Origin of the sequence: Acidovorax sp. (assembly GCF_046294525.1) — a bacterium.
Taxonomy (GTDB): Bacteria; Pseudomonadota; Gammaproteobacteria; order Burkholderiales; family Burkholderiaceae_C; genus Acidovorax.
This window is the reverse complement of record NZ_JBKBKQ010000001.1, coordinates 383,204-405,916: the sequence shown is the minus strand read 5'-3', so window position 1 is coordinate 405,916 and position 22,713 is coordinate 383,204. Positions and strand designations below refer to the sequence as shown.

General features: G+C 65.1%; 23 protein-coding genes and 2 pseudogenes. 11 read left to right on the top strand and 14 right to left on the bottom strand.

Translation table 11 applies throughout. The features are described from left to right. Positions 1-191: 191 nt before the first annotated feature. The 3 genes from ACK4HJ_RS01825 to ACK4HJ_RS01815 all read left to right on the top strand — a co-directional run bounded on the left by ACK4HJ_RS01825 (position 192) and on the right by ACK4HJ_RS01815 (position 3,788). Entirely contained in the window at positions 192-2,498 is a 2,307-nt protein-coding gene (locus tag ACK4HJ_RS01825) for an ABC transporter ATP-binding protein (RefSeq protein ID WP_409827152.1), read from the top strand. 11 nt (positions 2,499-2,509) lie between these two features. Further along, positions 2,510-3,013: a DUF1854 domain-containing protein gene (locus ACK4HJ_RS01820; protein ID WP_409827151.1), complete on the top strand. Its 504-nt coding sequence runs from the start codon at positions 2,510-2,512 to the stop codon at positions 3,011-3,013. Positions 3,014-3,356: 343 nt separating this feature from the next. Next, complete coding sequence (locus tag ACK4HJ_RS01815; protein ID WP_409827149.1) at positions 3,357-3,788, top strand: hypothetical protein; 432 nt, start codon at positions 3,357-3,359, stop codon at positions 3,786-3,788. A gap of 158 nt (positions 3,789-3,946) precedes the next feature. Here ACK4HJ_RS01815 and ACK4HJ_RS01810 read toward each other — a convergent pair whose 3' ends face one another. The 3 genes from ACK4HJ_RS01810 to gspF all read right to left on the bottom strand — a co-directional run bounded on the left by ACK4HJ_RS01810 (position 3,947) and on the right by gspF (position 6,700). Beyond that, positions 3,947-4,414: an EF-hand domain-containing protein gene (locus tag ACK4HJ_RS01810; RefSeq protein ID WP_409827147.1), complete on the bottom strand. Its 468-nt coding sequence runs from the start codon at positions 4,412-4,414 to the stop codon at positions 3,947-3,949. A gap of 140 nt (positions 4,415-4,554) precedes the next feature. Next, positions 4,555-5,460 (bottom strand): 5'-nucleotidase, encoded by a 906-nt coding sequence (locus ACK4HJ_RS01805; protein ID WP_409827145.1) that lies wholly within the window; start codon positions 5,458-5,460, stop codon positions 4,555-4,557. Positions 5,461-5,467: 7 nt separating this feature from the next. After that, a complete protein-coding gene (gspF, locus tag ACK4HJ_RS01800) occupies positions 5,468-6,700 on the bottom strand; it encodes a type II secretion system inner membrane protein GspF (protein WP_409827143.1) in 1,233 nt (410 codons plus the stop codon). Positions 6,701-6,930: 230 nt separating this feature from the next. On the opposite strand from gspF, the gene ACK4HJ_RS01795 reads away from it, so the two are divergent. Then, entirely contained in the window at positions 6,931-7,686 is a 756-nt protein-coding gene (locus ACK4HJ_RS01795; protein ID WP_409827390.1) for an SDR family NAD(P)-dependent oxidoreductase, read from the top strand. Between the two features lie 16 nt (positions 7,687-7,702). Here ACK4HJ_RS01795 and ACK4HJ_RS01790 read toward each other — a convergent pair whose 3' ends face one another. Beyond that, positions 7,703-8,734: an LLM class flavin-dependent oxidoreductase gene (locus ACK4HJ_RS01790; RefSeq protein ID WP_409827141.1), complete on the bottom strand. Its 1,032-nt coding sequence runs from the start codon at positions 8,732-8,734 to the stop codon at positions 7,703-7,705. 202 nt (positions 8,735-8,936) lie between these two features. Between ACK4HJ_RS01790 and ACK4HJ_RS01785 the strand changes: the two genes are divergently transcribed. The 4 genes from ACK4HJ_RS01785 (at position 8,937) to ACK4HJ_RS01770 (ending at position 12,259) form a co-directional block, all read left to right on the top strand. After that, on the top strand, positions 8,937-9,422 hold the full coding sequence (locus tag ACK4HJ_RS01785) for a CZB domain-containing protein (RefSeq protein ID WP_409827139.1): 486 nt from the start codon (positions 8,937-8,939) through the stop codon (positions 9,420-9,422). 375 nt (positions 9,423-9,797) lie between these two features. Next, complete coding sequence (locus ACK4HJ_RS01780) at positions 9,798-10,550, top strand: M48 family metallopeptidase (RefSeq protein ID WP_409827138.1); 753 nt, start codon at positions 9,798-9,800, stop codon at positions 10,548-10,550. A gap of 257 nt (positions 10,551-10,807) precedes the next feature. Further along, positions 10,808-11,653, top strand: coding sequence for a DUF4034 domain-containing protein (locus ACK4HJ_RS01775; RefSeq protein ID WP_409827136.1), 846 nt, complete (start codon positions 10,808-10,810; stop codon positions 11,651-11,653). 186 nt (positions 11,654-11,839) lie between these two features. Beyond that, positions 11,840-12,259, top strand: a complete 420-nt coding sequence (locus ACK4HJ_RS01770) for a hypothetical protein (RefSeq protein ID WP_409827134.1) — start codon at positions 11,840-11,842, stop codon at positions 12,257-12,259. Between the two features lie 57 nt (positions 12,260-12,316). Here ACK4HJ_RS01770 and ruvC read toward each other — a convergent pair whose 3' ends face one another. The 4 genes from ruvC to ACK4HJ_RS01750 form a co-directional block, all read right to left on the bottom strand. After that, positions 12,317-12,865 (bottom strand): crossover junction endodeoxyribonuclease RuvC, encoded by a 549-nt coding sequence (ruvC, locus tag ACK4HJ_RS01765; RefSeq protein ID WP_409827132.1) that lies wholly within the window; start codon positions 12,863-12,865, stop codon positions 12,317-12,319. Between the two features lie 59 nt (positions 12,866-12,924). Next, positions 12,925-13,917, bottom strand: a complete 993-nt coding sequence (locus tag ACK4HJ_RS01760; RefSeq protein WP_409827130.1) for a phosphatidate cytidylyltransferase — start codon at positions 13,915-13,917, stop codon at positions 12,925-12,927. 127 nt (positions 13,918-14,044) lie between these two features. Next, on the bottom strand, positions 14,045-14,821 hold the full coding sequence (locus ACK4HJ_RS01755; RefSeq protein WP_409827129.1) for a lysophospholipid acyltransferase family protein: 777 nt from the start codon (positions 14,819-14,821) through the stop codon (positions 14,045-14,047). A gap of 85 nt (positions 14,822-14,906) precedes the next feature. After that, positions 14,907-15,818, bottom strand: coding sequence for an AraC family transcriptional regulator (locus tag ACK4HJ_RS01750; RefSeq protein WP_409827127.1), 912 nt, complete (start codon positions 15,816-15,818; stop codon positions 14,907-14,909). A 110-nt stretch (positions 15,819-15,928) separates the two neighbouring features. Between ACK4HJ_RS01750 and ACK4HJ_RS01745 the strand changes: the two genes are divergently transcribed. Beyond that, positions 15,929-16,588, top strand: a complete 660-nt coding sequence (locus ACK4HJ_RS01745; RefSeq protein WP_409827125.1) for a DUF6151 family protein — start codon at positions 15,929-15,931, stop codon at positions 16,586-16,588. 12 nt (positions 16,589-16,600) lie between these two features. Here the strand turns inward: ACK4HJ_RS01745 and ACK4HJ_RS01740 are convergent. Next, positions 16,601-16,714: pseudogene (locus ACK4HJ_RS01740) on the bottom strand (monofunctional biosynthetic peptidoglycan transglycosylase); the annotation flags it as partial. A 98-nt stretch (positions 16,715-16,812) separates the two neighbouring features. On the opposite strand from ACK4HJ_RS01740, the pseudogene ACK4HJ_RS01735 reads away from it, so the two are divergent. Both ACK4HJ_RS01735 and ACK4HJ_RS01730 read left to right on the top strand, forming a co-directional pair. Then, positions 16,813-16,902, top strand: a pseudogene (locus ACK4HJ_RS01735) (hypothetical protein); the annotation flags it as partial. Between the two features lie 133 nt (positions 16,903-17,035). Then, positions 17,036-17,353 carry a hypothetical protein gene (locus tag ACK4HJ_RS01730; protein ID WP_409827124.1) on the top strand — a complete coding sequence of 106 codons (318 nt, stop codon included), beginning with the start codon at positions 17,036-17,038 and terminating at the stop codon, positions 17,351-17,353. Here the strand turns inward: ACK4HJ_RS01730 and ACK4HJ_RS01725 are convergent. From ACK4HJ_RS01725 to ACK4HJ_RS01705, 5 genes are all read right to left on the bottom strand, one after another. After that, positions 17,257-17,559, bottom strand: coding sequence for a hypothetical protein (locus tag ACK4HJ_RS01725; protein WP_409827396.1), 303 nt, complete (start codon positions 17,557-17,559; stop codon positions 17,257-17,259). The two genes, ACK4HJ_RS01730 and ACK4HJ_RS01725, sit on opposite strands and share 97 nt — an antisense overlap. Before the next feature lie 31 nt (positions 17,560-17,590). Next, entirely contained in the window at positions 17,591-18,325 is a 735-nt protein-coding gene (gene mtgA / locus ACK4HJ_RS01720; RefSeq protein WP_409827122.1) for a monofunctional biosynthetic peptidoglycan transglycosylase, read from the bottom strand. Positions 18,326-18,355: 30 nt separating this feature from the next. Beyond that, complete coding sequence (aroE, locus tag ACK4HJ_RS01715; RefSeq protein ID WP_409827120.1) at positions 18,356-19,204, bottom strand: shikimate dehydrogenase; 849 nt, start codon at positions 19,202-19,204, stop codon at positions 18,356-18,358. A gap of 499 nt (positions 19,205-19,703) precedes the next feature. Further along, complete coding sequence (locus ACK4HJ_RS01710; protein WP_409827118.1) at positions 19,704-20,564, bottom strand: energy transducer TonB; 861 nt, start codon at positions 20,562-20,564, stop codon at positions 19,704-19,706. Positions 20,565-20,634: 70 nt separating this feature from the next. Continuing rightward, positions 20,635-22,707 (bottom strand): ribonuclease catalytic domain-containing protein, encoded by a 2,073-nt coding sequence (locus tag ACK4HJ_RS01705; RefSeq protein WP_409827116.1) that lies wholly within the window; start codon positions 22,705-22,707, stop codon positions 20,635-20,637. Positions 22,708-22,713 lie beyond the last annotated feature (6 nt).

The window sequence follows — 22,713 nt, the reverse complement described above, 5'->3', positions numbered from 1 at the left end:
CAGTGAAAGAGGTCGCCGGAGATTGTGCGTCAGACGGAGCGGTTTCGGCAGTGTCAGCCAGAAACGGGGCTTGGGCGTTAGTGGTGGATGCACCCCAGCCCGGGCATGTAGCCCCGGGCAGATCGGGGAGAATTCGCGCTTGCGCGGACCGGGTCGGCGCCAGCCGCCACGGGCGGTACAACCAACCAAAAATGCAACATCACCATTCTGTGGACGCCTCGGGTGTCTTTACTGGCCCCGTGGGGGCCGATTTGCGGGCCATGCTCGCACCTCAAGAGAACGTGCTGGCCACGTTGCAGGTTGACCTGAGCGCCGACCTGCGGTTTGCCCAGGGCTGGGTGGTGGTGACATCCGAGCGCCTGCTGGCCTGCGATGCCGGCACCACCGCTTGGCGCAGTTGGCCCCTGGGTGATGGCTTGGCCCTGCGCCTGCACGACCATGGGGGCGTGGGTGCGCTGGAGCTGCACACGCCCGCCGCGCGCCAGGCACTGTGGCGTTTCACGCTCACCCACCACACGCAAGCCCTGCGCCTGGTGCAGCGGTTCGAGCAACAACGGGCGCTGGGCGCGGGTAACGTGTCCACGGACGACGACGAACCGGCCTGCCCTACCTGCCACACGCCCCTGCCGCCAGATACCGACGAGTGCCCCGCGTGCGCCCGCGCCCAGCCGCCACAAACGTCCACCTGGGTGCTGCTGCGCCTGTGGCGTTTTGCCAGGCCCTACCGCAAGCAGCTGGCTGCCGGTTTTGCGCTCACGCTGGCATCCACCGCCGCCACGCTGGTACCGCCCTACCTCACCATCCCGCTGATGGATGACATCCTGATCCCGTTCCAGAACGGCAAGCAGATCGACCCCATGCTGGTGCTGATGTACCTGGGCGGGTTGCTGCTGTCGGCCCTGCTGGCCTGGGGCCTCTCCTGGGCGCGCACTTATATATTGGCGCTGGTGTCCGAGCGCATCGGCGCCGACCTGCGCACCACGACTTACGAGCACCTGCTGCGCCTGTCGTTGGACTACTTTGGCGGCAAGCGCACCGGCGACCTGATGGCACGGATCGGGTCTGAGACGGATCGCATCAACGTGTTCCTGTCGTTGCATGCGCTCGACTTCGTCACCGATGTGCTCATGATCGTCATGACGGCTGCCATCCTGTTCTCCATCAACCCGTGGCTCGCTCTCGTCACCTTGGTGCCGCTGCCCTTCATTGGCTGGATGATCCACACTGTGCGCGACCGCCTGCGCACCGGGTTTGAAAAGATCGACCGCGTGTGGTCCGAGGTGACCAACGTGCTGGCCGACACCATCCCCGGCATCCGTGTAGTGAAGGCTTTTGCACAGGAAAAGCGCGAGGCCCAGCGCTTTCGCGACGCGAACCAGCACAACCTGGAAGTGAACGACAAGCTCAACAAGACTTGGAGCCTGTTCACCCCCACCGTGTCGCTGCTGACTGAAATTGGCCTGCTGGTGGTCTGGGCGTTCGGCATCTGGCTGGTGTCACGCAACCAGATCACGGTGGGGGTGCTCACCGCCTTCATCGCCTACATCGGGCGGTTCTATGGGCGTCTGGATTCGATGAGCCGCATCGTCTCGGTCACGCAAAAGGCCGCCGCTGGTGCCAAGCGCATTTTTGACATTCTGGACCACGTGAGCAACGTGCCCGACCCCGCCCAGCCCGTCAAGGTGGACAAGGTGCAGGGTGCCATCAGCATGCAGAGTGTGGGCTTCCGCTACGGCAGCCGGGCGGTCATCAAGGGGCTGGATCTGGACATCCGCCCTGGCGAGATGATTGGGCTGGTGGGGCACAGCGGCTCAGGCAAGAGCACGCTGGTCAACCTGATCAGCCGCTTCTATGACGTGAGCGACGGCTCCATCCAGGTGGATGGCATCGACATCCGCCGCTTTGCCGTGGCCGACTACCGCCGCCACATAGGCCTGGTGCTGCAGGAGCCATTTTTGTTCTTCGGCACCATTGCCGAGAACATCGCCTACGGCAAGCCCGAAGCGACGCGCGAGGAAATCGTGGCAGCCGCCCGCGCTGCCCATGCGCATGAGTTCATCCTGCGCCTGCCGCATGGCTACGACTCGCTGGTGGGCGAGCGCGGCCAGGGCCTGTCGGGCGGCGAGCGCCAGCGCATCAGCATTGCGCGCGCGCTGCTCATCGATCCACGCATCCTGATCCTGGACGAGGCCACCTCGGCCGTGGACACCGAGACGGAGAAAGAAATCCAGAAGGCGCTCGACAACCTGGTGCAAGGCCGCACCACCATTGCCATTGCCCACCGCTTGTCCACGTTGCGCAAGGCCGACCGCCTGGTGGTGATGGACAGGGGCGAGGTAGTGGAAGTGGGCCCGCACGACGAGCTGATGGAAAAAGAGGGCGCCTACTGGCGGCTGTACGAAGCCCAGGCACGCCGTGCAGAGGAAGACGCACAGGCAGCGGGCGTCATCATCGACAGCAGTCTGCTGCATCCGGCCCACCCCGCCGGCAACCCGTGAGACCTTCCGCCATGACTGACGCAGCTTCTTCTTTTCGTGCCGATCCCTCGGAGGGGTTCCATCTGGCGCGCAACGCCCACGGCCGCCTGGTGCTGACACTGCCCGACGGCACCGTGCACGAGGGCGTGACGCCCGTGCGCGCATTCCCCATCGCGGCGCCGGGCGAGGGGCTCTCTCTGGTGGGCACCGATGGGCACGAGCTGTTGTGGGTTCCCCGGCTGGACGCGGTGGCGGGCCCCGCGCGCCAGCTGATCGATGAGGAGCTACAGGCGCGCGAGTTTGTGCCCACTATCGAAAGAATCGTTGCCGTGTCGAGCTTCTCCACCCCCAGCACCTGGCAGGTGGAGACTGATCGCGGCCCCGCACGCCTGGTACTTAAGGGCGAGGAAGACATCCGCCGCCTGGGAACCCGCACGCACCTGCTGATCGCCGGAGGCGACGGCCTGCAGTTCCGCGTGCGTGACACGACGGCGCTGGACCGCCACTCGCGCAAGCTGCTCGAGCGTTTTCTCTGAAATCAGTCCGCCGGGCGGCGGTGGTTTTGGTCGGTATCCGCTGTTTGTGTGGGTTTTTGCGTCCCCGTGTGGTGTCCAACCCACCCGGGGCTTTGCTGCGCGCGCGGGCCGGGAGCTCCGTTTGGTCATGGAATCCGATTCAATGCTGTCGTGTGCGGGGCATTGGTCGCGTGCGTGATCTGTTTTTAGATCCGACAACGTCTTCTTCATCAGTGAAAACCCTGGTTTTCAGTCAATCCTGCAAAAAGACCTAAATTTCCCCTTCTTTTTGCCGTTATGAATTACGAAGACGCTGAAAAAGCCTCTGCACCCACCCTTCCTATTCACCCACAGGGCCACCGCCATGCAAATGCCACCTGTCGATCGATCGCCAAATTGGCGTCCTCAGGGCGCTGATTTGTATTCCACTGGCGCCTCCGGCGCGCCGCCTGTGCGCCCCATCAATTCGGCCAACCCCGTCGAGTCCATGGACCGCCTCGGCGACGGGGCCATCGTGAAAACGCCCGAGAAGCCCTCGGCGCCCGATGCACCCAACCGCGACTGGACCGAGGTGAAGAAAAAGGAAACGGTGGAGGAGCCGCCGGAGCCTCCGAAGGAGCCTCTGTACAAGCAGTTGCTGGAATTCATCCAGTCCATGTGGCGGGCCAGCGGCAGCGCCATTGAGGCGGCCCAGGAGGTCAACAAGATGACGCTGCAAGAACGCCTGGCCCAGCAGGCCAAGAACGAACCGCTGACCTACACCGACCCCAAGGTCAAGCGCACGGGCGGGCTGTAAACAGCTTTTACAAGCCGTTCAGGGGCTTGCACACTCCGCTGGAATTACTCCTGAATTTATAGCTGTTAGCGCTTGCTGGATAAGCGCTAGAGCCTTATTAAACTGATATTTCTGGCTGCGTGGATGCACGCCCGGGCGCTCGCCGGCCCCAGCCAATCCTATTTACGTGCCGGGGCTGGCGCAGCGGCGGCGCCCGCAGCGGCAGCCTGCTCTGCTTTTTGCCGGTCGCGCTCCGCGCGGTACTTGGCGGCAAAAACACGCACTTCCTCGTACGACACATAGCCGTCGCGATCCGTGTCCGCGTCGTCGAAAGCTGCAGCCAGACGCGGGAACAGCTTCACCTCCGTACGGCTCAGCTTGCCGTCGCCGTTGAAGTCCAGCATTTTGAACTCGCGCTGGGCCTTGATCTCGCCCTTGGTGAGGCCGCCCTCTGGCGTGGCGGCAGGCGCAGTGGCGGCCTGCGTCGATGGAGTGGCTGCTGGGCCAACCCCGGTCGCCTGGGCGTTGGCCAGTGAGCACGCCAGCACCAGCGCGCTGCCCACCACCGCCCAGCGCGGCAGCTGCGCACGGCCAGCGGCAAATGGTGGTGGGGTGTGGGAAGTGGGCGTGTGCAAACCGAAGCTCATTGGTCAATCCAGTGCGTGCAGGCAAGGTGATGATGCTGGCACAGGTGGGCGTCTGCTAGGGGATTGCAACGCAGGCTTTGCAGTCTTTCACCCGCGGTTGCAAGGCTTTGCAGAACTTTTGCCATCCATCGGGCTACATGTCAAACGGGGTTGGAAATTCCGCTGCTGACATGGCCGGCAGGCACATGCCGCGCGGCGGACGTCACATGGCCTGTCTGGTCGTCAAAGAAGAAGTCGGGTTCGAATTCGCGCAGAAAGGGCCCCTTCTCCAGCCCGCCCAAAAACATCGCCTCGTCCACGCTGATGCCCCAGTCCAGCAGCGTGCGTACCGCGCGCTCGTGCGCCGGCGCGCTGCGGGCGGTGACCAGCGCAGTGCGGATGCGCATGGTGTGCGAGGCGTGGGCCTGCTCCTGCAGCCGGTGCAGGGCGGCCAACAGCGGCTTGAACGGCCCGCCCGCCAGTGGCAGCCGGGCCTTGCCCACTTCGTTTTCTTGAAAAGCGGGAAGGCCACCCTCCTGGTACACGCGCTCGGCTTCGTCGGAGAACAGCACGGCATCGCCGTCGAACGCGATGCGCACCTCGTTCGGAAACCGGTCGCCCGCCGGCGTTGAGTCGGTCATCACCCGCGCCGCCGGAAAGCCGATGGACAGCGCCTGGCGCACGTCAGCCTCGTTGGCCGACAAGAACAGGTGCGCGCCCAGCGGCCGCAGGTAGGCAAACGGGTCCCGCCCGCGTGTGAACACGCCGCGCTCGATGCGCATTCCCGCTGCCTGGGCCGAGGCGAACACCCGCATGCCGCTGGCCGGGTCGTTGCGCGAGAGCATGACCACCTCCACCCGCTGCGCCTCGGGCGTGTTGAACGCCAGCAGCTTGCGCACCAGCGAAAACGCCACGCCCGGCCGCGCGGGCTGGTGCACCAGCGCCAGCTGGTGGCGCATATACGCCTCTTCGTCGCCGGATTCAAAGAGCAGGTTCTCCTCTTCAAAGTTGAACAGGGCGCGCGAGGAGATCGCCACCACCAGCTTGTCGTCCAGCGTCACGGCCATGGCAGGGTTACTTCACGAACTGGTTGAGTTGGATGATGGGCAGCAGCACCGCGAGCACGATCATCATGACGATCAAGCCCATCGCAACGATGAGCAGCGGTTCCAGAATGGTGGCCAGCTGCATGGCGCGGCGCTGCACCTCGGTGGACAGCTGGCGTGCGGCGCGCTGCAGCATCACGGGCAACTGGCCGGTCTGCTCGCCCAGGCGCGCAAACATGGACAGCAGGCCCGGAAATCGCTTTTTCTGCGCCAGGGCTGATGCCAGCGGCGCTCCCTCGCGCACCAGCACCAGAGCCTCCAGCGCATCGGCGCGCAGGGCGCGGTTGTTCAATGTTTCAGCAGCGGCCTGCAAGGCCTTGAGGATGGGCACACCTGCACCCGCCAGCATGGCCAGCGTGCCCGCGAACCGGGCCGCGTTGTAGCCGCGGGCCAGTTTGCCAACCACGGGCAACCGCAGCCAGGTGGCATCGAACTTTTCACGAAAATGCTCAAAAGACAAGGCCCATCGAGCGCCAAAAGCTATCAAAACAGTAGCAATCAGCATGGCCCAGCCGTAGTTGCGCACAAAGGCGCTGATGCCGAGCATGACCACGGTGAGAAAGGGCAGTGCGCGCTTGGTGCCTGCAAACACGCTGGCCACCTGCGGCACCACATAGCCCACCAGAAACAGCACGATCACGATGGCCACCACGGTGACGATGGCCGGGTACAGCGCGGCGCCCACCAGCTTGGCCTTGAGGGCCTGGCGCTCTTCCAGGTCGTCGGCCAGGCGCTCCAGCACCAGGCCCAGGTTGCCGCTGTGCTCGCCCGCGCCGATCACCGCGCAATAGATGTCCGAGAACTCGCGCGGGTGTTGCGCCAAGGCGCGTGCGAAGGTGGATCCCGCATTCACCTCGGCCCGCAGCGCCGCCACCAGGTGGCGCTGGCGTTCGTCGTCGGCCTCGTCGGCCAGGGCCGTCAGTGCGCGCTCCAGCGGCAGGCCCGAGGACACCAGCCCCGCAATCTGCCGCGTCCAGATCGCGAGCGCCGTGGCGTTGAACACCGGCCGCGTGAACAGCCGCTGGCCCCACCCGGCCGGGCGCCCATCGACCGTCTGGCCAGTCTGCACCAGCTCAACCGCCAGCGGCACCAGCGCCTGAGCCCGCAGCAGGCTGCGTGCCGCCTTGGCCGTATCGGCCTCCATGAGGCCCTTGCGGGTCTGGCCCTGGGCGTCCAGGGCTTCAAAGGAAAAGGCGGGCATGCGGGCGTGGGCTTGAGAGGGTCACAACAAAACAATCACAACGATCGGGCTGTGGAGTGGGGCATACAGCACCGGCAGCCCGTGATGGTAGCCGCTACCTGCGGCGGCAAGGTGCCGTGGGGCGCATTGGCCGCCACATGACCCACGTCAAGGCTTCGCCCAGCCCGCTGCGCACAATCAAATTCGACCTGCGGCACCGGGTTGCAGGCGTTCTGAACAAGGAGTCCTTCATGCTGAAGAACAAGGTTGCGCTGGTGACGGGAGCGTCGTCGGGCATTGGCCGCGCCATTGCGCTGGTGTGGGCCCGTGAGGGTGCCCGGGTGGTGGTGTCGGACGTGAACGTACCAGGCGGGGAAGAGACCGCCGCGCTGGTGCGTGCGGCCGGGGGCGATGCGCTGTTTGTGGCGGCCGATGTGGGCAAGCCGGAGGACTGCGAAGCGCTGGTGGCCCGCACCGTCGCGCACTATGGGCGGCTGGATGTGGCCTGCAACAACGCGGGCATTGGTGGCCCGCAGGCGCCCACGGCGGACTACCCGCTGGACGGCTGGGCGCAGGTCATCAACATCAATCTGTCGGGTGTGTTCTATGGCATGAAGTGCCAGATCGCGGCCATGCTCAAAAACGGCAGCGGTGGTGGTTCCATCATCAACATGGCTTCCATCCTGGGGGCCGTGGGTTTTGCCACGGCGCCGGCCTATACGGCGGCCAAGCACGGAGTGCTGGGGCTGACCAAGGCGGCGGCGCTGGAATACAGCGCGCAAGGTGTTCGCATCAATGCCGTGGGCCCCGCCTTCATCCACACGCCGATGATCAGCGGGCTGGAGCAGGACGCCGCCATTCATGCCATGTTGGTGGGCGCCCACCCCATCGGCCGCCTGGGGCAGCCTGAAGAGGTGGCTGAGCTGGTGGCCTGGCTGTCCTCGGACAAGGCCTCTTTCATCACCGGCGCGTACTACCCGGTGGACGGCGGCTACCTGGCGCGGTAGCCAGCAAGGACGGGAGTCATGCGGTGGCGGTGGTGGGCGCCAGTGCCGCATGGGCCTGGGCCGCAATCTCCAGCGACCGCAGGCGCAGCGTGGGGTCGTACACGTCACTCACCAGCATGAACTCGTCGGCGCCCGTGGCGTCGGCCAGGCGCTGCAGTCCTGCGCGCACGGTGTCAGGTCCGCCGATCACGCCCGCCGCCAAAAAGTCGCCGATGGCTGCGCGCTCCTGCGGCTGCAACTGGGCGGCAAAGTTCTCCATCGGCGGCAGCAAGCGGCGCCGGTCGCCCGTCAGGATGCCTAGCACGCGCTGGTAGGTGCTGCTGGCCAGGTATTCGGCCTCTTCGTCAGTGGGGGCTGCGATCAGCGGCACGCCAATGGTCACATAGGGCTTGGGCCAGGCGGCCGACGGGCGGAACAGGTTGCGGTACAGGTCGATGGCCTGGTGCAGCATGCGCGGTGCAAAGTGCGACGCGAACGCGTACGGCAGGCCCTGCTGCGCCGCGAGCTGCGCCGAGAACAGGCTGGAGCCCAGCAGCCAGATGGGCACGTTGGTGCCCGCGCCGGGCATGGCGATCAGGCGCTGGCCGGGCTCGGCCGGCGCCAGCAGCCGCTGCAGTTCGGCCACGTCACGCGGAAAGTCTTCTTCCGTCTCCACCCGATTGCGGCGCAGGGCGCGCATGGTGGCGGGGTCGGTGCCCGGGGCGCGGCCCAGGCCCAGGTCGATGCGGCCAGGGTACAGCTCGGCCAGCGTGCCAAAGGCCTCGGCCACCACCAGGGGCGCGTGGTTGGGCAGCATGATGCCGCCCGATCCCACGCGGATGCGCTGGGTGCCGCCCGCGATATGGCTCACCAGTACAGCCGTGGCCGAGCTGGCAATGCCCGCCATGTTGTGGTGTTCGGCCAGCCAATAACGGACAAAACCCAGCTTTTCAGCATGCTGGGCGGTGCGCAGGGCGATCTGCAGGGCATCGGCCACCGTGCCGCCTTCGCGGACGGCGACCAGGTCAAGCATGGAGAGGGCGGGACGAGAGGGGGATGCAGCGGTCATGGGCGGATTGTCCTGCCCGGCTGCTTTTTTGGCAGGCCCCCTATCCATTGGCGGCAGAGGCAGAAGGGTCGTCCTCCGCCATCTTCACCTTACGGCGATTTTTTGATAGCCAAAACCGGGCGGACCCCACAAAATGTTTCAAGAGTTTTCCGCGCTCGCCCCACCGGACGACCCGGAACGCACTCCAAACGAGGGATCACGCATGGGTTTTTTCAGCCGACTGTTCAGGATCAAGGACCAGGACCCCGAGAGCCAGGACACCACCTGGGCCGTGGAAGACAACGGCAGCGAACTGGTGCTGGACGCCGAGTACGCCGCGACCCTCATGACAGAAATCGATATCGACGCAGCCATTGCCAGCCATGAAGGCTGGCGGCTGCAGTTGCAGGACATGGTCAACGGCCGCTCCAACGAGGTGATGCGGCCCGAGCGTGTGTGCCAGGACGACCGCTGCGATCTGGGCCGCTGGCTCTACGGTACAGGCCGCGTACGCCTGGGGCACTACCCTGCGTTTTCGATGCTGGTGGCACGGCACAAATACTTTCACCAGCAGGCTGCCGAGGTCGTGACGCTGTTCCAGACGGGGGAGCAGCAAAAAGCAGTGCAACTGCTCAACAGCAGCTGCCGCCATGCGTCCAACCAGGTGCTGTTGCTGCTGAAGGAACTCAAGCGCGGGTTGGGGCGCTGAGGTTTTTCTCTCGCGCAGTGTCTGGGGTGAATGCCCTGCCCTTGCAGCAGTGGGTTTTCACGGGTTGTGCTACACATTTCATAGCTTCTGGCGCTTGATGGTTAAGCGCCAGAGCCTCTTTTTGCTTGATTTTTAGGACGCGCAACGGACCCCGTCTTTGCCCGCCGTGGGGTGCAGCTTCACCCGCGCCATTTCCCCTGCGCCGCCGCCAGCATCGGCACACAGCTCTTACATCTGCAGACACTGGCACCCCCCGGAAACGGTCGGATGCGTGGCTATATTTCGCCGCACTTGACAACCGATGCTTGCAGTCGGTTGCTCAAAGCAACAAAAAAATCATTCAACCAACCACCGAAAAATGAGAGGGAATCCCCGATGGACCGCCGCAAATTGTTGACGCTCGTCACCCTGGCCTCAGGCGTAAGCGCCGTATCGCCCGTATGGGCGCAGTTCGATCTGGGCAAGATGCTGGATGCGGGCAAAGACCTGGCCAAGTCCGAATCGCTGACGGATGAGGAAGTGAAGTCCGCCTTCGACCAGATGGCCGCCGAGATGGACCGCCAGAACCGCATCGCCCCGGCTGGCAGCCCCTACGCAGCGCGCCTGTCCAAGCTGACCGCGGGCCTGGGGTCCTACGACGGCCTGAAGATGAACTTCAAGGTCTACCAGACGCCCGAGATCAACGCCTTTGCCATGGCCAACGGCACCATCCGCGTGTACTCGGGCCTGATGGACAAGTTCACCGACGACGAAGTGCGCTACGTCATCGGCCACGAGATCGGCCACGTCAAGAAGGGCCACAGCAAGGCCCGCATCCAGGCTGCCCTGCGCACCAGCGCCCTGCGCAACGCCGTATCGGCCAGCAACAGCCGCGCCGGCGCCATTGCCAATTCGCAACTGGGCGACCTGTTTGAAAAAGTGGTGCGCGCCCAGCACTCGCAAAGCAACGAGCGCGAGGCCGACGACTACGCCATGGGCTTCATGAAAGCCAAGCGCTACGACCCCAAAGCGTGCGTGACCGCGCTGGAGAAGCTGGTCGCGATGTCGGGTGGGGATTCGAGCAACTTTTTGTCCACGCATCCCTCGCCGCGCGAGCGGGCGGATCGGATGAAGACGCAATTGGCCTGACGGTCTGCGTTCTTGGATCGGGGGCGCTCGGCACGCAGTCTTGGCGCCCCCCCTTCGGCGTCCCCGGCCGCCACTTCTTCAGACCCTTTTCAGTCCCTTCGCACGCACCGCGAGAGCTGCCTCAGATCTCCCCTCGCACGGCTGCCCGTGCGACGCGACCTGGGCGCGCCCGGATCGCACCCCGAAAAGAACGTCGCGGCAAAGTCCTGCGACGCGCTCCTTGCCTGGGTGCGTGCTGACTTCAATTTTCTATTTTGATGAACAAGATTCTTCTGGCCACCGTGATGGCGCTCTTTACCCATGCCGCCAGCGCCAAAATGCCCGCCGGCTGTGAACTGGTCTACAACGGCACGGCATCGATGGCCGGGGCGCAGCGCACCAAATACCTGCAACTGGGCGACTACGCCAAACTTGATACCGAGCTGGAGGCGCTGTGGCGCGAGCACCAGAAGGGGCGCCGGTCCGACCTGATGATCGTGCGCGACCTGTACGAGATGTTCCAGATGTCCGGCCGTGACATGGCACTGCTCAAAGAATGGGCCGAGAAAACCCCCGGCTCGTTCTTCGCCAACCTTGCCTACGGTGGCCAGCTGATGGAGCAGGCGCACGAAGCACGCGGCTACCAGTCTGCCGCACGGACCAGCAAGCAGCAGCTGGCGGCCATGCAGGCGATCCAGCAGCGCGGGCTGCAGTATCTGGAAGCCGCCCGCAAACTCAAGCCAGACTCCGCCTTGCCGTTTGGCGGCCTCATCGTGATGGCCGGCACGCGCGAAGGGGGCTATGCGGTGGTACCGGTACTGCAGGCAGCCAACAAGGCCGATCCCAAGAACTTGTCTGCGCGCGTAGCCGCAATGAGCTACCTGGAGCCGCGCTGGGGTGGTTCCATGGATCAGGTGGAGGGCATTGTCACTGAAGCGCAGCAGGCCCGCCTGCCGGAAGCGCAGGTCAACTACCTTCGCTTCAACCTGGTGATGACCAAGGCCAGCAACCAGGAAGCCATCGTCGGCAACAAAGCCGCAGCGCGCGAGCTGTACCGCGAGGCACTGCGCATGTGCAATAACTCGGAAACCGCCGAGTCGGGCCTGCAGCGCACGGGGCGATGAATGCGCAATGACATCGGCGTGCAAGCCATTTCCGCCATCCTCCGAGGCCGCACGCCAGGATGCGGCGTGGCCGTAAAGCGGGTGCGATGCGTGGCAGCGCTTGTCCTCGTGGCTTGGGGCGCGGTGGGGCACGCGGGTCCGCGCGTGCCCGCAGAGGTGCGCTGGATCCCCTCTGAGCCCGGCCCCATGGCGGAAGAGCTCACCAGTGCGCTGCGCCACGCGGTGACGGAGACGCCGCATGCCCTGCTGGTGGTGCACACGCGCGCCACAATCGAACACATCCCGAGTGGCGAGAAGCCCCGCCGACTGGGCGAGGGCGAAATGCCCGTGATGACCGAAGAGCGCCACATCTACGAGGCGCAGGTGCTGGAGACTCTGCGCGGGCCTGCGATGCAGCGCGTGCGGTATGAGGTGGTGGTGGATCGGGGCGACAGCATCTCGCTCTCCAGCGGTCCGCAGATCGTGATGTTGTGCCGAGGTCCGAAGGGCTACTACGGGGCGGGCGTTGGCTCAGCCTTTGCGGCGACCCGCGAACTGCTGGCTTTGGCGCGAGCCTCTGCCCAAGCGGCGGGGCCGAAGTCGGGTAAGTTTGCTTACTGCGACTAGCTAGCGGGCGATCGGGGCCGCCCCGCCTGCTTCTGCGCTACTGTGCGTCGGCCAGCCTCAATAACTCCGCCCCCCCTTGTACATCGCATGCTGCCGCCGGTTCAGCGTGGCAGCCTCGCCCAGCCGCCCCATGGCCGCACCGGCGTGCGCGTGGGTGATGGCCAGGCCCAGGCCGTCGGCTGCATCGGTGCCGGGCAGGCCGGGCAGATGCAATAGCCGTCGCACCATCTCTTGCACCTGGCTCTTGGCGGCGCGGCCGTGGCCGACCACGGCTTTTTTCATCTGCAGGGCGGTGTATTCGGCCACGGGCAGGTTGCTGGCCACCAGCGCGGTGATGGCGGCGCCGCGTGCCTGGCCCAGCAGCAAGGTGGACTGCGGATTGACGTTGACGAACACGATCTCGACCGAGGCCACATCGGGTTCGTAGCGCGCCGCCACCTCGCTGATGCCGTCAAACAGAATCTTCAAGCGCCCCGGCAGGTCACCCAGCGCGAGTGTGGTGGTGCGGATGGTGCCGCTCGCCACGTAGCTCAGCTTGTGGCCGTCTACATCCACCACACCGAAGCCGGTGGTTTGCAGGCCAGGGTCAATTCCGAGAATGCGCATTTGCTCTCTTTTTCATAGCTGCTAGCGCTTGATGGACAAGCGCTAGAGGCCAATTTTATTCAAAGTCCGAAGTACCACCGCACCGAGTGGAAGAACACCGGCGCCGCGAAGCAGAGCGCATCCACGCGGTCCAGCAGCCCCCCCGCGCCGGTGACCGACATGCCTTGCATGCCCCAGCTCGTCACGCCCCGGTCGCGCTTGAGGGCCTTCATCACCAGGTGCCCTAGGCTGCCGGCCACACAGGCCAGCAGCGCCATGCCCAGCGCCTGGCCGGGCTTGAACGGGGTGATGAACGACAGCAGCCCGCCGGCCAGGCCACCGGCCGCCACGCCCGCCAGCCAGCTTGTCCACTGAAAGCTCTGACTCACCTGCGGCGCCACGGGCTTGTGCGAGAAGCGCCGGCCCAACAGGTGCTGCACCAGCATGCAGGTCTGCACTACAAACACCAAGAAGAACACCAGGAAGGCACCCTTGTCGCGGTAGCCCGGAAAGTCCAGCAGCAGCAGCGCGGGCACATGGCTCATGCCGTACACGCAGACCATGATGCCCCACTGCAGCTTGGCATTGCGCTCCAGAAAGCGCTGCGGGTCGTTGGCCAGCGCGCTCACCACGGGCAGCGCCAGGAAGACGTAAACCGGAATGAACACGGTGAACAGGTCGAAGTGCCTGGAGCCCACGATCCAGAACTGCAGCGGCAGCACCACGAAGAAAGCCAGCACCAGGCTGCGGTGGTCGCCGCGCCGGGTGGGCGACAGCGTGATGAACTCGCGCAGCGCAAAAAACGCGACGATCGCAAACAGCACCGTTGCCACGGTGTCGCCCAGTACCCATCCCACCCAGAAAACGGTGGCCATGGCCCATGACGTTTTGAGCAAGCCCCAGAAGCGCTTGGCCTCCAGCGCATCGGCCTCGGCCTGCGGGTCGTCGCTGGCGTGCTCGCGCAGATTGCGCACAAAGGACCAGATAGTGACGCTCGACAGGATGCCGAACATCACGATGAACAGCGCCCCGATCTGCTGGGTGGCGGTGAGATTGCGAAGGAAGTCGTTCATGTCAGTGCCACTCCGCTGCCCCAAGACCAAGTGGCTGCGCAAATTGGCGTGCGGCGGGCGAGGGTGCGTTGGTGGACAGCGGGCAGGCAAGCCATGGGCTGGATGATGAATGCGGGTGCGGCCATGCTCAGACGTCCCTCAGCGCAATGACGGCGCGGCGTGCGCGGTCCAGAAACGGGCGGCGCTCCTCATCGGCCTCCAGCTGGATGGGCGCGCCAAACGTGACCGAGCACAGGATGGGCACCGGCACCACTTCGCCCTTGGGCATCACACGCTGCACGTTGTTGATCCAGGCGGGCACCAGCACCACCTGCGGAAACATCTGCGCCAGCTTGAACAGGCCGGATTTGAACGGCTGCGGCTCGTCCCCATGGCCGCGCGTGCCTTCCGGAAAGATCACGATGGAGTCGCCGCTCTCCAGCGCCCGCACCAGCGGCGCCAGCGGGTCGGACGGGGGCAGCGCGGCGCGCAGCTCCTCGGGCGAGGGCGCACGCGGCGGTGCTTCGGGTGACGGGTCGGGGCCGCCCGCCATGGCGGTGTCCGCCTCGGCCGATGCCAGCGCCATCGCGTCCAGCACGCCCACGGCGTCGGTGGCCGCTGCCGGGGCCGCGGGGCGCGCGGGTGTGGCCTGGCGGTCCACATACACGGCGTTGAACACGGCCGTGGTGATCCACTGCCGGAAGGGCGTCTTGGTCCAGTAGTCCTTGGCGGCAATCGGCCGGGTGATGGTGCGCAGCTCTTCAGGCAGCGCGGCCCAGATCAGCACCATGTCGGCGTGGCTCTGGTGGTTGGCAAAGTAGATGCGCTGCTCGGCCTTGGGCGGACAGCCGTACCAGCGCGCCTGGGAGCCGGTGAGAAAGCGCACGATCCCCAGCAGGAGAAGACTCATCAACTTGGCAAGCATGGGCGCGATGATACGGGGCGATGCATGTTCTGCCGGACGTGTGCTGCGGCGTGCCCCCGCCGGGCAGATACTGTCCCTGCGGCCACTACACCCACAGGCGATACGCCCAGAATGCTTCGTCGCCGTAGATACCTTCATACAGCGCTTGTGGGGCGTAACCGGTGATGCGCCGCGTCACGCGGCAAAGGTGCGCCTGGTCCGAATAACCCGCGCCTGCGGCCACATCCGCCCACCTCACCGTGCCTTGACGGGCATCGGCCGCGATGGTGTCGAAGAACGCCTGCTCCGCCTTGCCAAAGCCGCGCAGCTCGCGCAGCGGCAGTCCTGCCCAGCGCTTGATGCGGCGCTCCAATTGGCGCAGGCTGCGGCCGGGGGCTGACACAGCGGCGCGCTGCGCCAAGTGCATGGCCCAGTCGCCATAGCGCTGAGTCTGTAGCATTTGCGTGGGGCGACAGGCTTGCCAGCGGGGCTCCAGAAATGCCTCCAGGCAGTCCATGCGCGCGGCGTCATCGGGTTGATGCTGCACGGCCTCGCACATGGCAATCCAGTCGGGCGGCAGCACGGTTTGCGCGTCCACCAAGCGGTTCGTCAACGCCTCGGGCTCCAGGCCCGTCAGCAGGTGCAGTGCGTCGGGCATGAACATCACCATCATGGCGTGGGTGGGATCGGCGCAATAGCTTGTGCTGGGCCGGGTGTGTGGGCCGGACAACACCCAGCGGCCGGGGTAGTCCTCGCGCGGGCTGTGCAGGCCGGGCAGGGTGTCGGGGCGGTCTGCCACCAGGACTTCGCTGCGGCCTTCAAACCACCAGCTCAGGCTGCACAGGGGCGTGGCCGGAAAGCGGTTGATGCGTTGCTCATCACGAAGCGGGTGGCCCACCGTGCTGCGCACCATGGTGCCGCGCAGGCAGGCTGACAGATTGGCACGCGGCAGCCACAGATGGCCCGAGGGGATCAAGCCCCGCGAATGCCGCGGGGAAGGTGAGACCAAGGTTGCCATGGGCGGCGAGTGTAGAGCAGGGGCGATGTCGCATTCGTTCAATACCGTGAAGATGCCGCGCTTCAACATCGCGCCACGGATTCCCCACCTTTCAACCGCAAGAGCGCCCCATGGCGCAAATCACCCCCATGAACCATCGCTTTCAATGCCGGTGTGGCACCCTCAATGGACTTCTCAGCCAACCGCACCGAGCCCTTCGCGGCGTGTGCTATTGCAAAGACTGCCGCGCTTACGCGCACCATCTGGGCGCGGCGGGCTGGACCCATGATGCTCTGGGCGGAGCTGATTTTGTGGCAGCGCAAGCCCAGCACGTCTCGTTCACCTCGGGTGTCGAACACCTTGCTTGCCTGTCTCTGGCAGAAAACGGGTTGTTGCGCTGGTATGCCACATGCTGCAACACACCAATCTGCAACACCACAAGAAACTGGAAAGTGCCTTACGTGGGTTTGATTGGCGCTTGCATGAAGACCGACCCCGTCGCCTTCGAGCAGTCCTTCCCCCGTGTGCAAATGCGTGTCAACACCGGGAGTGCCAAGCAAGCGCCACCACCCATGCGTTGGGGTACGGCGTTTTCGCTTGCTGGCTTTGTGCCACGGGTCATGCTGAGTTCAATCAACGGGGCTTATCGGCAAACCCCGTTCTTTGACTTGGAAGGGGCAGCGCCTGTTGTTCCGGTGACAGTGCTTTCAGATATAGACCGCAAGCGCGCCTACAGCGGCGCGGCCTTACCTGTTGCCATATCTATCGCTCGGTCCAAGGAGCGACTTTGATTCGTTCGTGTGTCACGGCAATTCCGTACTCCCCATCCACGCCAGAATCGTGCGCGTGCGCCCCGCCAGATACGCTGACCCCGGCGTCTTCTCAAACCGCTGTGGGGTGGGCCGCATCACCGCAAGGCAACGGCTTCGGCAGCAGTCTGACGCCAGATGCCCGGCCCCGAGGTCCTGCCACTCTCAAGGAGGCGCTGCGCCGGTACCCACCCATTGCCGCGCTGATGACCCGGCGCACCACCGCGCCTATCACGCTGGGCGGCGTGGAGGTGCCCAAGGGCGCCATGTTGCGCATCATGCCCTGGGTGCTGCACCGGGATGAACGCTGGTTTGTCCAGGCAAACCGGTTTGTGCCGGAACGTTTTCTGGATGATGCCCTAGCCATCCCCAAAGGCGTGGATACCGTTTGGTGTGGGGCCGCGCGTCTGCATTGGCCAGCACTTTGCGATGCTAGAGATGACGCTGCTGGCGGCGATGCCGCTGCAACGGTGCCGGCTGCGGTTGCCGGAAGGGACGGTGGTGTGTGCGCCGAAGCAGCTGGTGACATTACGGCCGGAGGAACCGGTAACGCTGCTACTAGCGCGAAGGGGGTGGACGCATTTAGCTTGGCAATTTGCTCCCCAGACTGATGCTGAGGTACTGCTACGGAGAGGAGCGTTGCCGATTTCTCAAAAACCGATAGATGGAAATGTAGGCCCACCATTGCGGCCCGCAGAGGGTGTCCACACCAGTTGCTTGATGGCAATGAATGCGGTGAAGTCCTGACCATAGAGAGCTTTCGCGGCAAGTGCGGCTGGCAACCACGAAGGGAAGTTCAGTGTTGCCAGCACGGCCTCTACATAACTCGGGACGCCACAGCATGCTGAAAGTGGAATCTCGCCATAGGCGACCCCGAGGCTCCAGGCGCCAAAGACAACAACCAGTACGATGTTCGCGGCGGCCGCCCAACGCTCGGCTCGCGAGAATCTCATCAGCAAATCCTTCCGTTGAGCACTGGATCCTTCACGGCAGCTCCGCACTTCCCATCCGACCCAAAATCGTCCGCGTGCGCCCCGCCAGATACGCCGACCCGGGCGTCTTCTCAAACCGCTTGGGCGCGGGCAGCATCACGGCCAAGCGGGCGGCTTCGGCGGTGCTGAGCTTGCTGGCGCTCTTGCGAAAGTAGTGCTGCGCGGCGGCTTCGGCGCCGAACACGCCCTCGCCCCATTCCACGTTGTTGAGGTAGATCTCCAGGATGCGCTGCTTGCTCAGCAACTGCTCCAGCAGCAGGGTCAGTACAAACTCCTGCCCCTTGCGCAGCAGGGTGCGTTCGCCCGAGAGCAGCAGGTTTTTGGCCAGCTGCTGGGTGATGGTGGAGCCGCCGCGGATTTTGGGTGTGCGCACGGGGCGGTCGGGGGCTCGGGCCTGGGCCTTGTTGGCCTGGGCTTCGGCCTTGGCGTTGCGTTCCCAGGCCTTTTCAATCGCGTTCCAGTCCACGCCGTCGTGGTTCACAAAGCTGTCGTCTTCCGATGCAATGACGGCTCGCTTGAGGTGGTCGGAGATATCGGTGTACGGCACCCATTGCTGGCGCCAGCGCACGCGGCCGGTGCTGGCGATCTGCGCCCAGGCTTCGGAGCGCTGAAAGCTGGTGGATTCTGGGTCGATGGCCGCCATGGCCGCAATGCGCACCACAAAGAACAGTTGCAGCGCCAAGAAGGCGAGCGCCACCAGGCCCAGCCAGCGCAGCACGGCTTTCATCGCAGTGTCTCTCTCTCTTGTTCGGTGTTGCTATTTGGATTCGAGGGCCTGCTGCATTTCCTGCAGCACCTGCGCCGACGGCGGGCGCACGCCGCGCCACACCAAGAAGGCCTCGGCGGCTTGCTCCACCAGCATGCCCAGGCCATCGCGCGGTACGGCGCCATGCGCACGGGCCCAGTTCAGAAAGCCCTGCGCCGCGGGGCCGTACATCATGTCGTATGCCAGGCAGCCGGGGCACAACACGCTGGCGGGCACGGGCACCTCGGCGCCAGCCAGGCTGCTGGCCGTGGCGTTGACGATCACGTCAAAATCGGCATCCAGCGCTTGTGGGGTAAGCGCTAGAAGCTCTGTTTTTTGTAGCAAAGCAAGGCCGCTGTGCGATTGCACAAGGGCTTCGGCCTTGGCGAGCGTGCGGTTGGTCACGGTAATGTGGGAGGCACCGGCCTGCAGCAGCGGGCCCAGCACGCCCGCTGCGGCGCCGCCTGCGCCCACCAGCAGCACGCGTGCGCCCTGCAGCGCCACGCCCGCGTTGCGGGTGATGTCGGCCACCAGGCCCAGGCCGTCGGTGTTGTCGGCATAAATGCTGCCATCGGGACGAAATACCAGCGTGTTAGCGGCGCCCGCCAGTTGCGCGCGCGGGCTGCATTCGGCGGCGAGTGCGGGGGCTTCAAACTTGAAGGGCACCGTCACGTTACACCCGCGCCCGCCCTCGGCCGCAAACGCGCGCACGCCGTCGGCAAAGCCGTCCAGTGCAATCAGGCGGCGCTCGTAGCGCAGGTTCTGGCCCGTCAGTTCGGCAAAGCGGGCGTGAATGGCGGGCGAGCGGCTGTGGGCCACGGGGTTGCCCATCACGCAGTAAAGATCAAAGGATCGGCTCATAGTAGAGTTTTGGTCCGAGGTGAGTGCGGGAGCCCGGACGGATCTGGTAGCAATGTGTGAGTCTGCCTTCGTGCGCCGTCATGGCCGACGTGCGCCACTGGAAGGGAGTTAACGATGTTGCCCAACTCAACACCAATGGCAGGATGAACTATGAGTCAGGCTGGGCAACCGTCCACATGGCTGTGAAATCCGGATCAACGACTTCTTCACCTGTACTGCGAAGGCGGTAGATTCCCGGTGTGGCCGGGCTGAATACGTGTGTCGCAGGCGGTAGCCATTTCACTTCGCCAGACCGAGAGCCTCGCAAATTGAGCTGGACTCCGACGTCGGCGGCAGCTGAGGTGACAACACCATAAAACTGCTCCTGTCGTTTTACGTTGCCCCTTTTGTCCTCAATCGTCATCCCAACCAATACGCACTTTCCGATGAGCTCGCGTGCGAATGCGTCGTCAAAGGGCGGACGGCCATCGTCGAAATAGGGAGGGTGCCGCACTCTCGGCTACCTCACCACGGTTTCTAGTGTCTGGTCGCGGGTGAACTTGAAGCGCGCCACCATCGCGATCTGGTCGGCCTTCTGGCGCATGTCGGCATTGAACGCGCCGAAGGGCCCGGCGGCGCGGGCAATGGCCTCGGCGCGGCGGTCCAGGGTGGCGTTGCCCGAGCCCTGCACCACCTCGGTGTCCAGCACGCGGCCGTCGTGGTTGACGGTGACGATCATGGTCAGCTCGCCATACAGCTTGCGGCCGCCTTGTTCGGGGAAGTTCTCGGTGCCCTTGTCTTCCACCTTGCGGCGCAGCGCGTCGTAGTAGATGGCGTAGGCCTCTTCGCGGGTGGCGGGGCTGATGTAGCGCTTCTTGGGGCGCGCGTTTTCTTCGTTGATGCGCTTTTCGATCTCGGCGAGCAGTTTGACGAGCTGGCGGCGCTTCTCCTGCTCGTTGGCCTGGTCGGCACTCTGGCTGGGCTTGCGTGGGTCGGGCTCGGGCATGGTGGCCAGTTGCTTGCGCAGCTGGGCCAGCATCTGGGCCTGCTGCTCCTGCAGCGCGTCCATCTTGCGTTGCGCTTCCTCGTAGTCGTCGCCCACGGTGGTCAGTGCCGAATAGGGCAGCGGGCTGGTCGCGCGGCCCTTGGCCGCCTCGCCGCCCCCGGCCAGGTTGGCCTGGGCGATGGCCTGGGCTTTTTCGGGGCGTTCGTTGGACTTGGCGTTGACCAAGATGACTTCCAGCGGTGTGTCCTGGAACACGCGGTTGAAGCCCGCCGGGTCAACGAACCGCACGGTGATGAGCGCAGCATGCACCGCCACAGAGACGCCAAGCGCCAGTTGCAGCGTGCTAAAGGTGCGGAGGAAGGTGGGCAGTTTCATCGCAATGCAGGCAGCGGCCACGCGGGTTGCATAAGCGCTTGAGAGGCGGCGGTGGTGGACAAAGAGCCGATTATGGAGTGGCCGCCGCAGCGGCAGGTTCCGGTTCGTTCACATCCACCGCAATGGCGATGGGGCCGGCCACGGTGTCGTCGTCTTCTTCCGCATCCTCCACCGGGCCGTCGTCGCTCGGGTCGGCCGGGTCGTCCAGGCGCTCGATCACGGTGCCGTGGATGTCGAGGGTGATCTCGTCCACCTCGCCCAGCTTGACCTTCAGGCGCGCGCCGCGCGGCAGGTTTTGTGCGCCCAGCACGGGGAAAACCAGCGGAATGTCGTCCGCCCGCACCAAAAAGCTGCCGCCCGGGCCTTCCTTGAACACGGTGGCGTTCAGCTCGGTGATGCCGTTCTGCTCGACGTACTTCAGCGTCCAGAAGCGCTCCATGCCAGCCTGGTAGCCGTTGTAGGCGCTGTAGGCCGCGTCAAAGCTGCTGATGATGGAGAACAGGTCGGCGTCCTTGGGCTTGAAGGGCGCGGCCAGCGCAGCAGTCTTGCCGTGGCGGGCGCAGGCAATGATCTGCCATTGGTTGACGAGGTCGGTGTAGCGGCGCAGGGGCGAGGTGGCCCACGAATACGCCTTCACACCAATGCCCGCATGCGGCAGCGCCTTGGTGCCCATGCGCACCTTCACGCCCGGCGCCATGCTGGCCTGGCTGCGGTAGATGCCGGGCACGCCGTGGTCGGCCAGCATCAGGCCCCAGGTGCTGTTGGCCACGATCATGGCCTCGGCCACGATCAGGTCCAGCGGCGCCCCCCGCTGGCGCACGCTGATCTGCACCTGCTCGTCGCCCGTGGGTTCGGCACCGTGGTTACCGACCAGCCGGAAGTTGTAGTCCGGCCGGTTGAAGTTCTCGGGCTTGCCGCGCACCACCTCCCGGCGGGCCTTCAGGTCCTTGGCGAGGCGATATAAAAATGATAGCTGCTCGCGCAGACTGGACAAGAGCTGCGGGTCATTTTGATGCTCAAGCGCCGGGTTGGACAGCCATTCTTCCGTCACCACGCTGTCGAGCTGGTCGTGGCGCAGGTTGGCAGCCACGTGCACGCGCTCGAGCTTGGTCTCGGTGCCCTTGAACTCCAGCGTGGCCTCATCAATGGTCACGTACAGCGACACGGCCGGGTTGGCGCGGCCTTCGTCCAGCGTGTAGGTCTGCACCACGTCGTCGGGCAGCATTGTGATTTTGTAGCCCGGCATGTACACCGTGGACAGCCGCGCACGGCCGAGCTGGTCAATCGCGCTGCCGGGCTGGATGGCCAAGCCCGGCGCGGCGATGTGGATGCCCAGCACCACGGTGCCTGTGCCCAGGCCCTGCACGGACAGGGCATCGTCGATCTCGGTGGTCTGCGAGTCGTCGATGGAATACGCCTGCGCAGTGGATAGGGGCAGCTCGTCGGCAATGACGGGCGCAGTGACGGCCGGAAAGCCGGTGCCCTTGGGGAAATTCTCGAACAGGAACCGCTTCCAGTGGAACTGGTAGGCCGAATCGATGGCGCCGGCCTTTTGCAGCAGGTCCAGCGGCGCTGTGTGCGTGGCGCGGCTGGCCTCGACCACGGCCTTGTACTCGGGCGCGTTCTTGTCGGGCTTGAACAGGATCTTGTAGAGCTGGTCGCGGATGGGCTGCGGGCATTCGCCCCGGCCCAGCTGTGCGGCCCACTCGTCGATCTGCGCGAGGATGGCCTTTTTCTTCTCTATGGCGGCCAGCGCCTGCTGCAGGATCTCGGCCGAGGCCTTCTTGAAACGGCCCTTGCCTGCGCGGCGGAAGTAGTGCGGCGCGTCGTACAGGCGAAACAGCGCACCGGCCTGCTGGGCCAGGGTGGCGTTGTCGGAGAAATAGTCGCGCGCCAGGTCGGCAAAGCCGAACTCGTCTTCGGGCGCGAATTCCCAGGCCAAGTCCAGCTCGATGGTCTCGGCCACGGCCTGGGCCTGGGCGATCAGCTCGGCAGGGGCGGGCTTTTCAAACTTCAGGAGGATGTTGGCGGCCTTAACCTTGACCCGCTTGCCGGAGTCCAGCTCGACCTGGGCAGAGGTATCGGCTTCGGACAGGATACGGCCGGCGAGGAACTTGCCGGCTTCTTCAAACAGTGCATGCATGGCGGG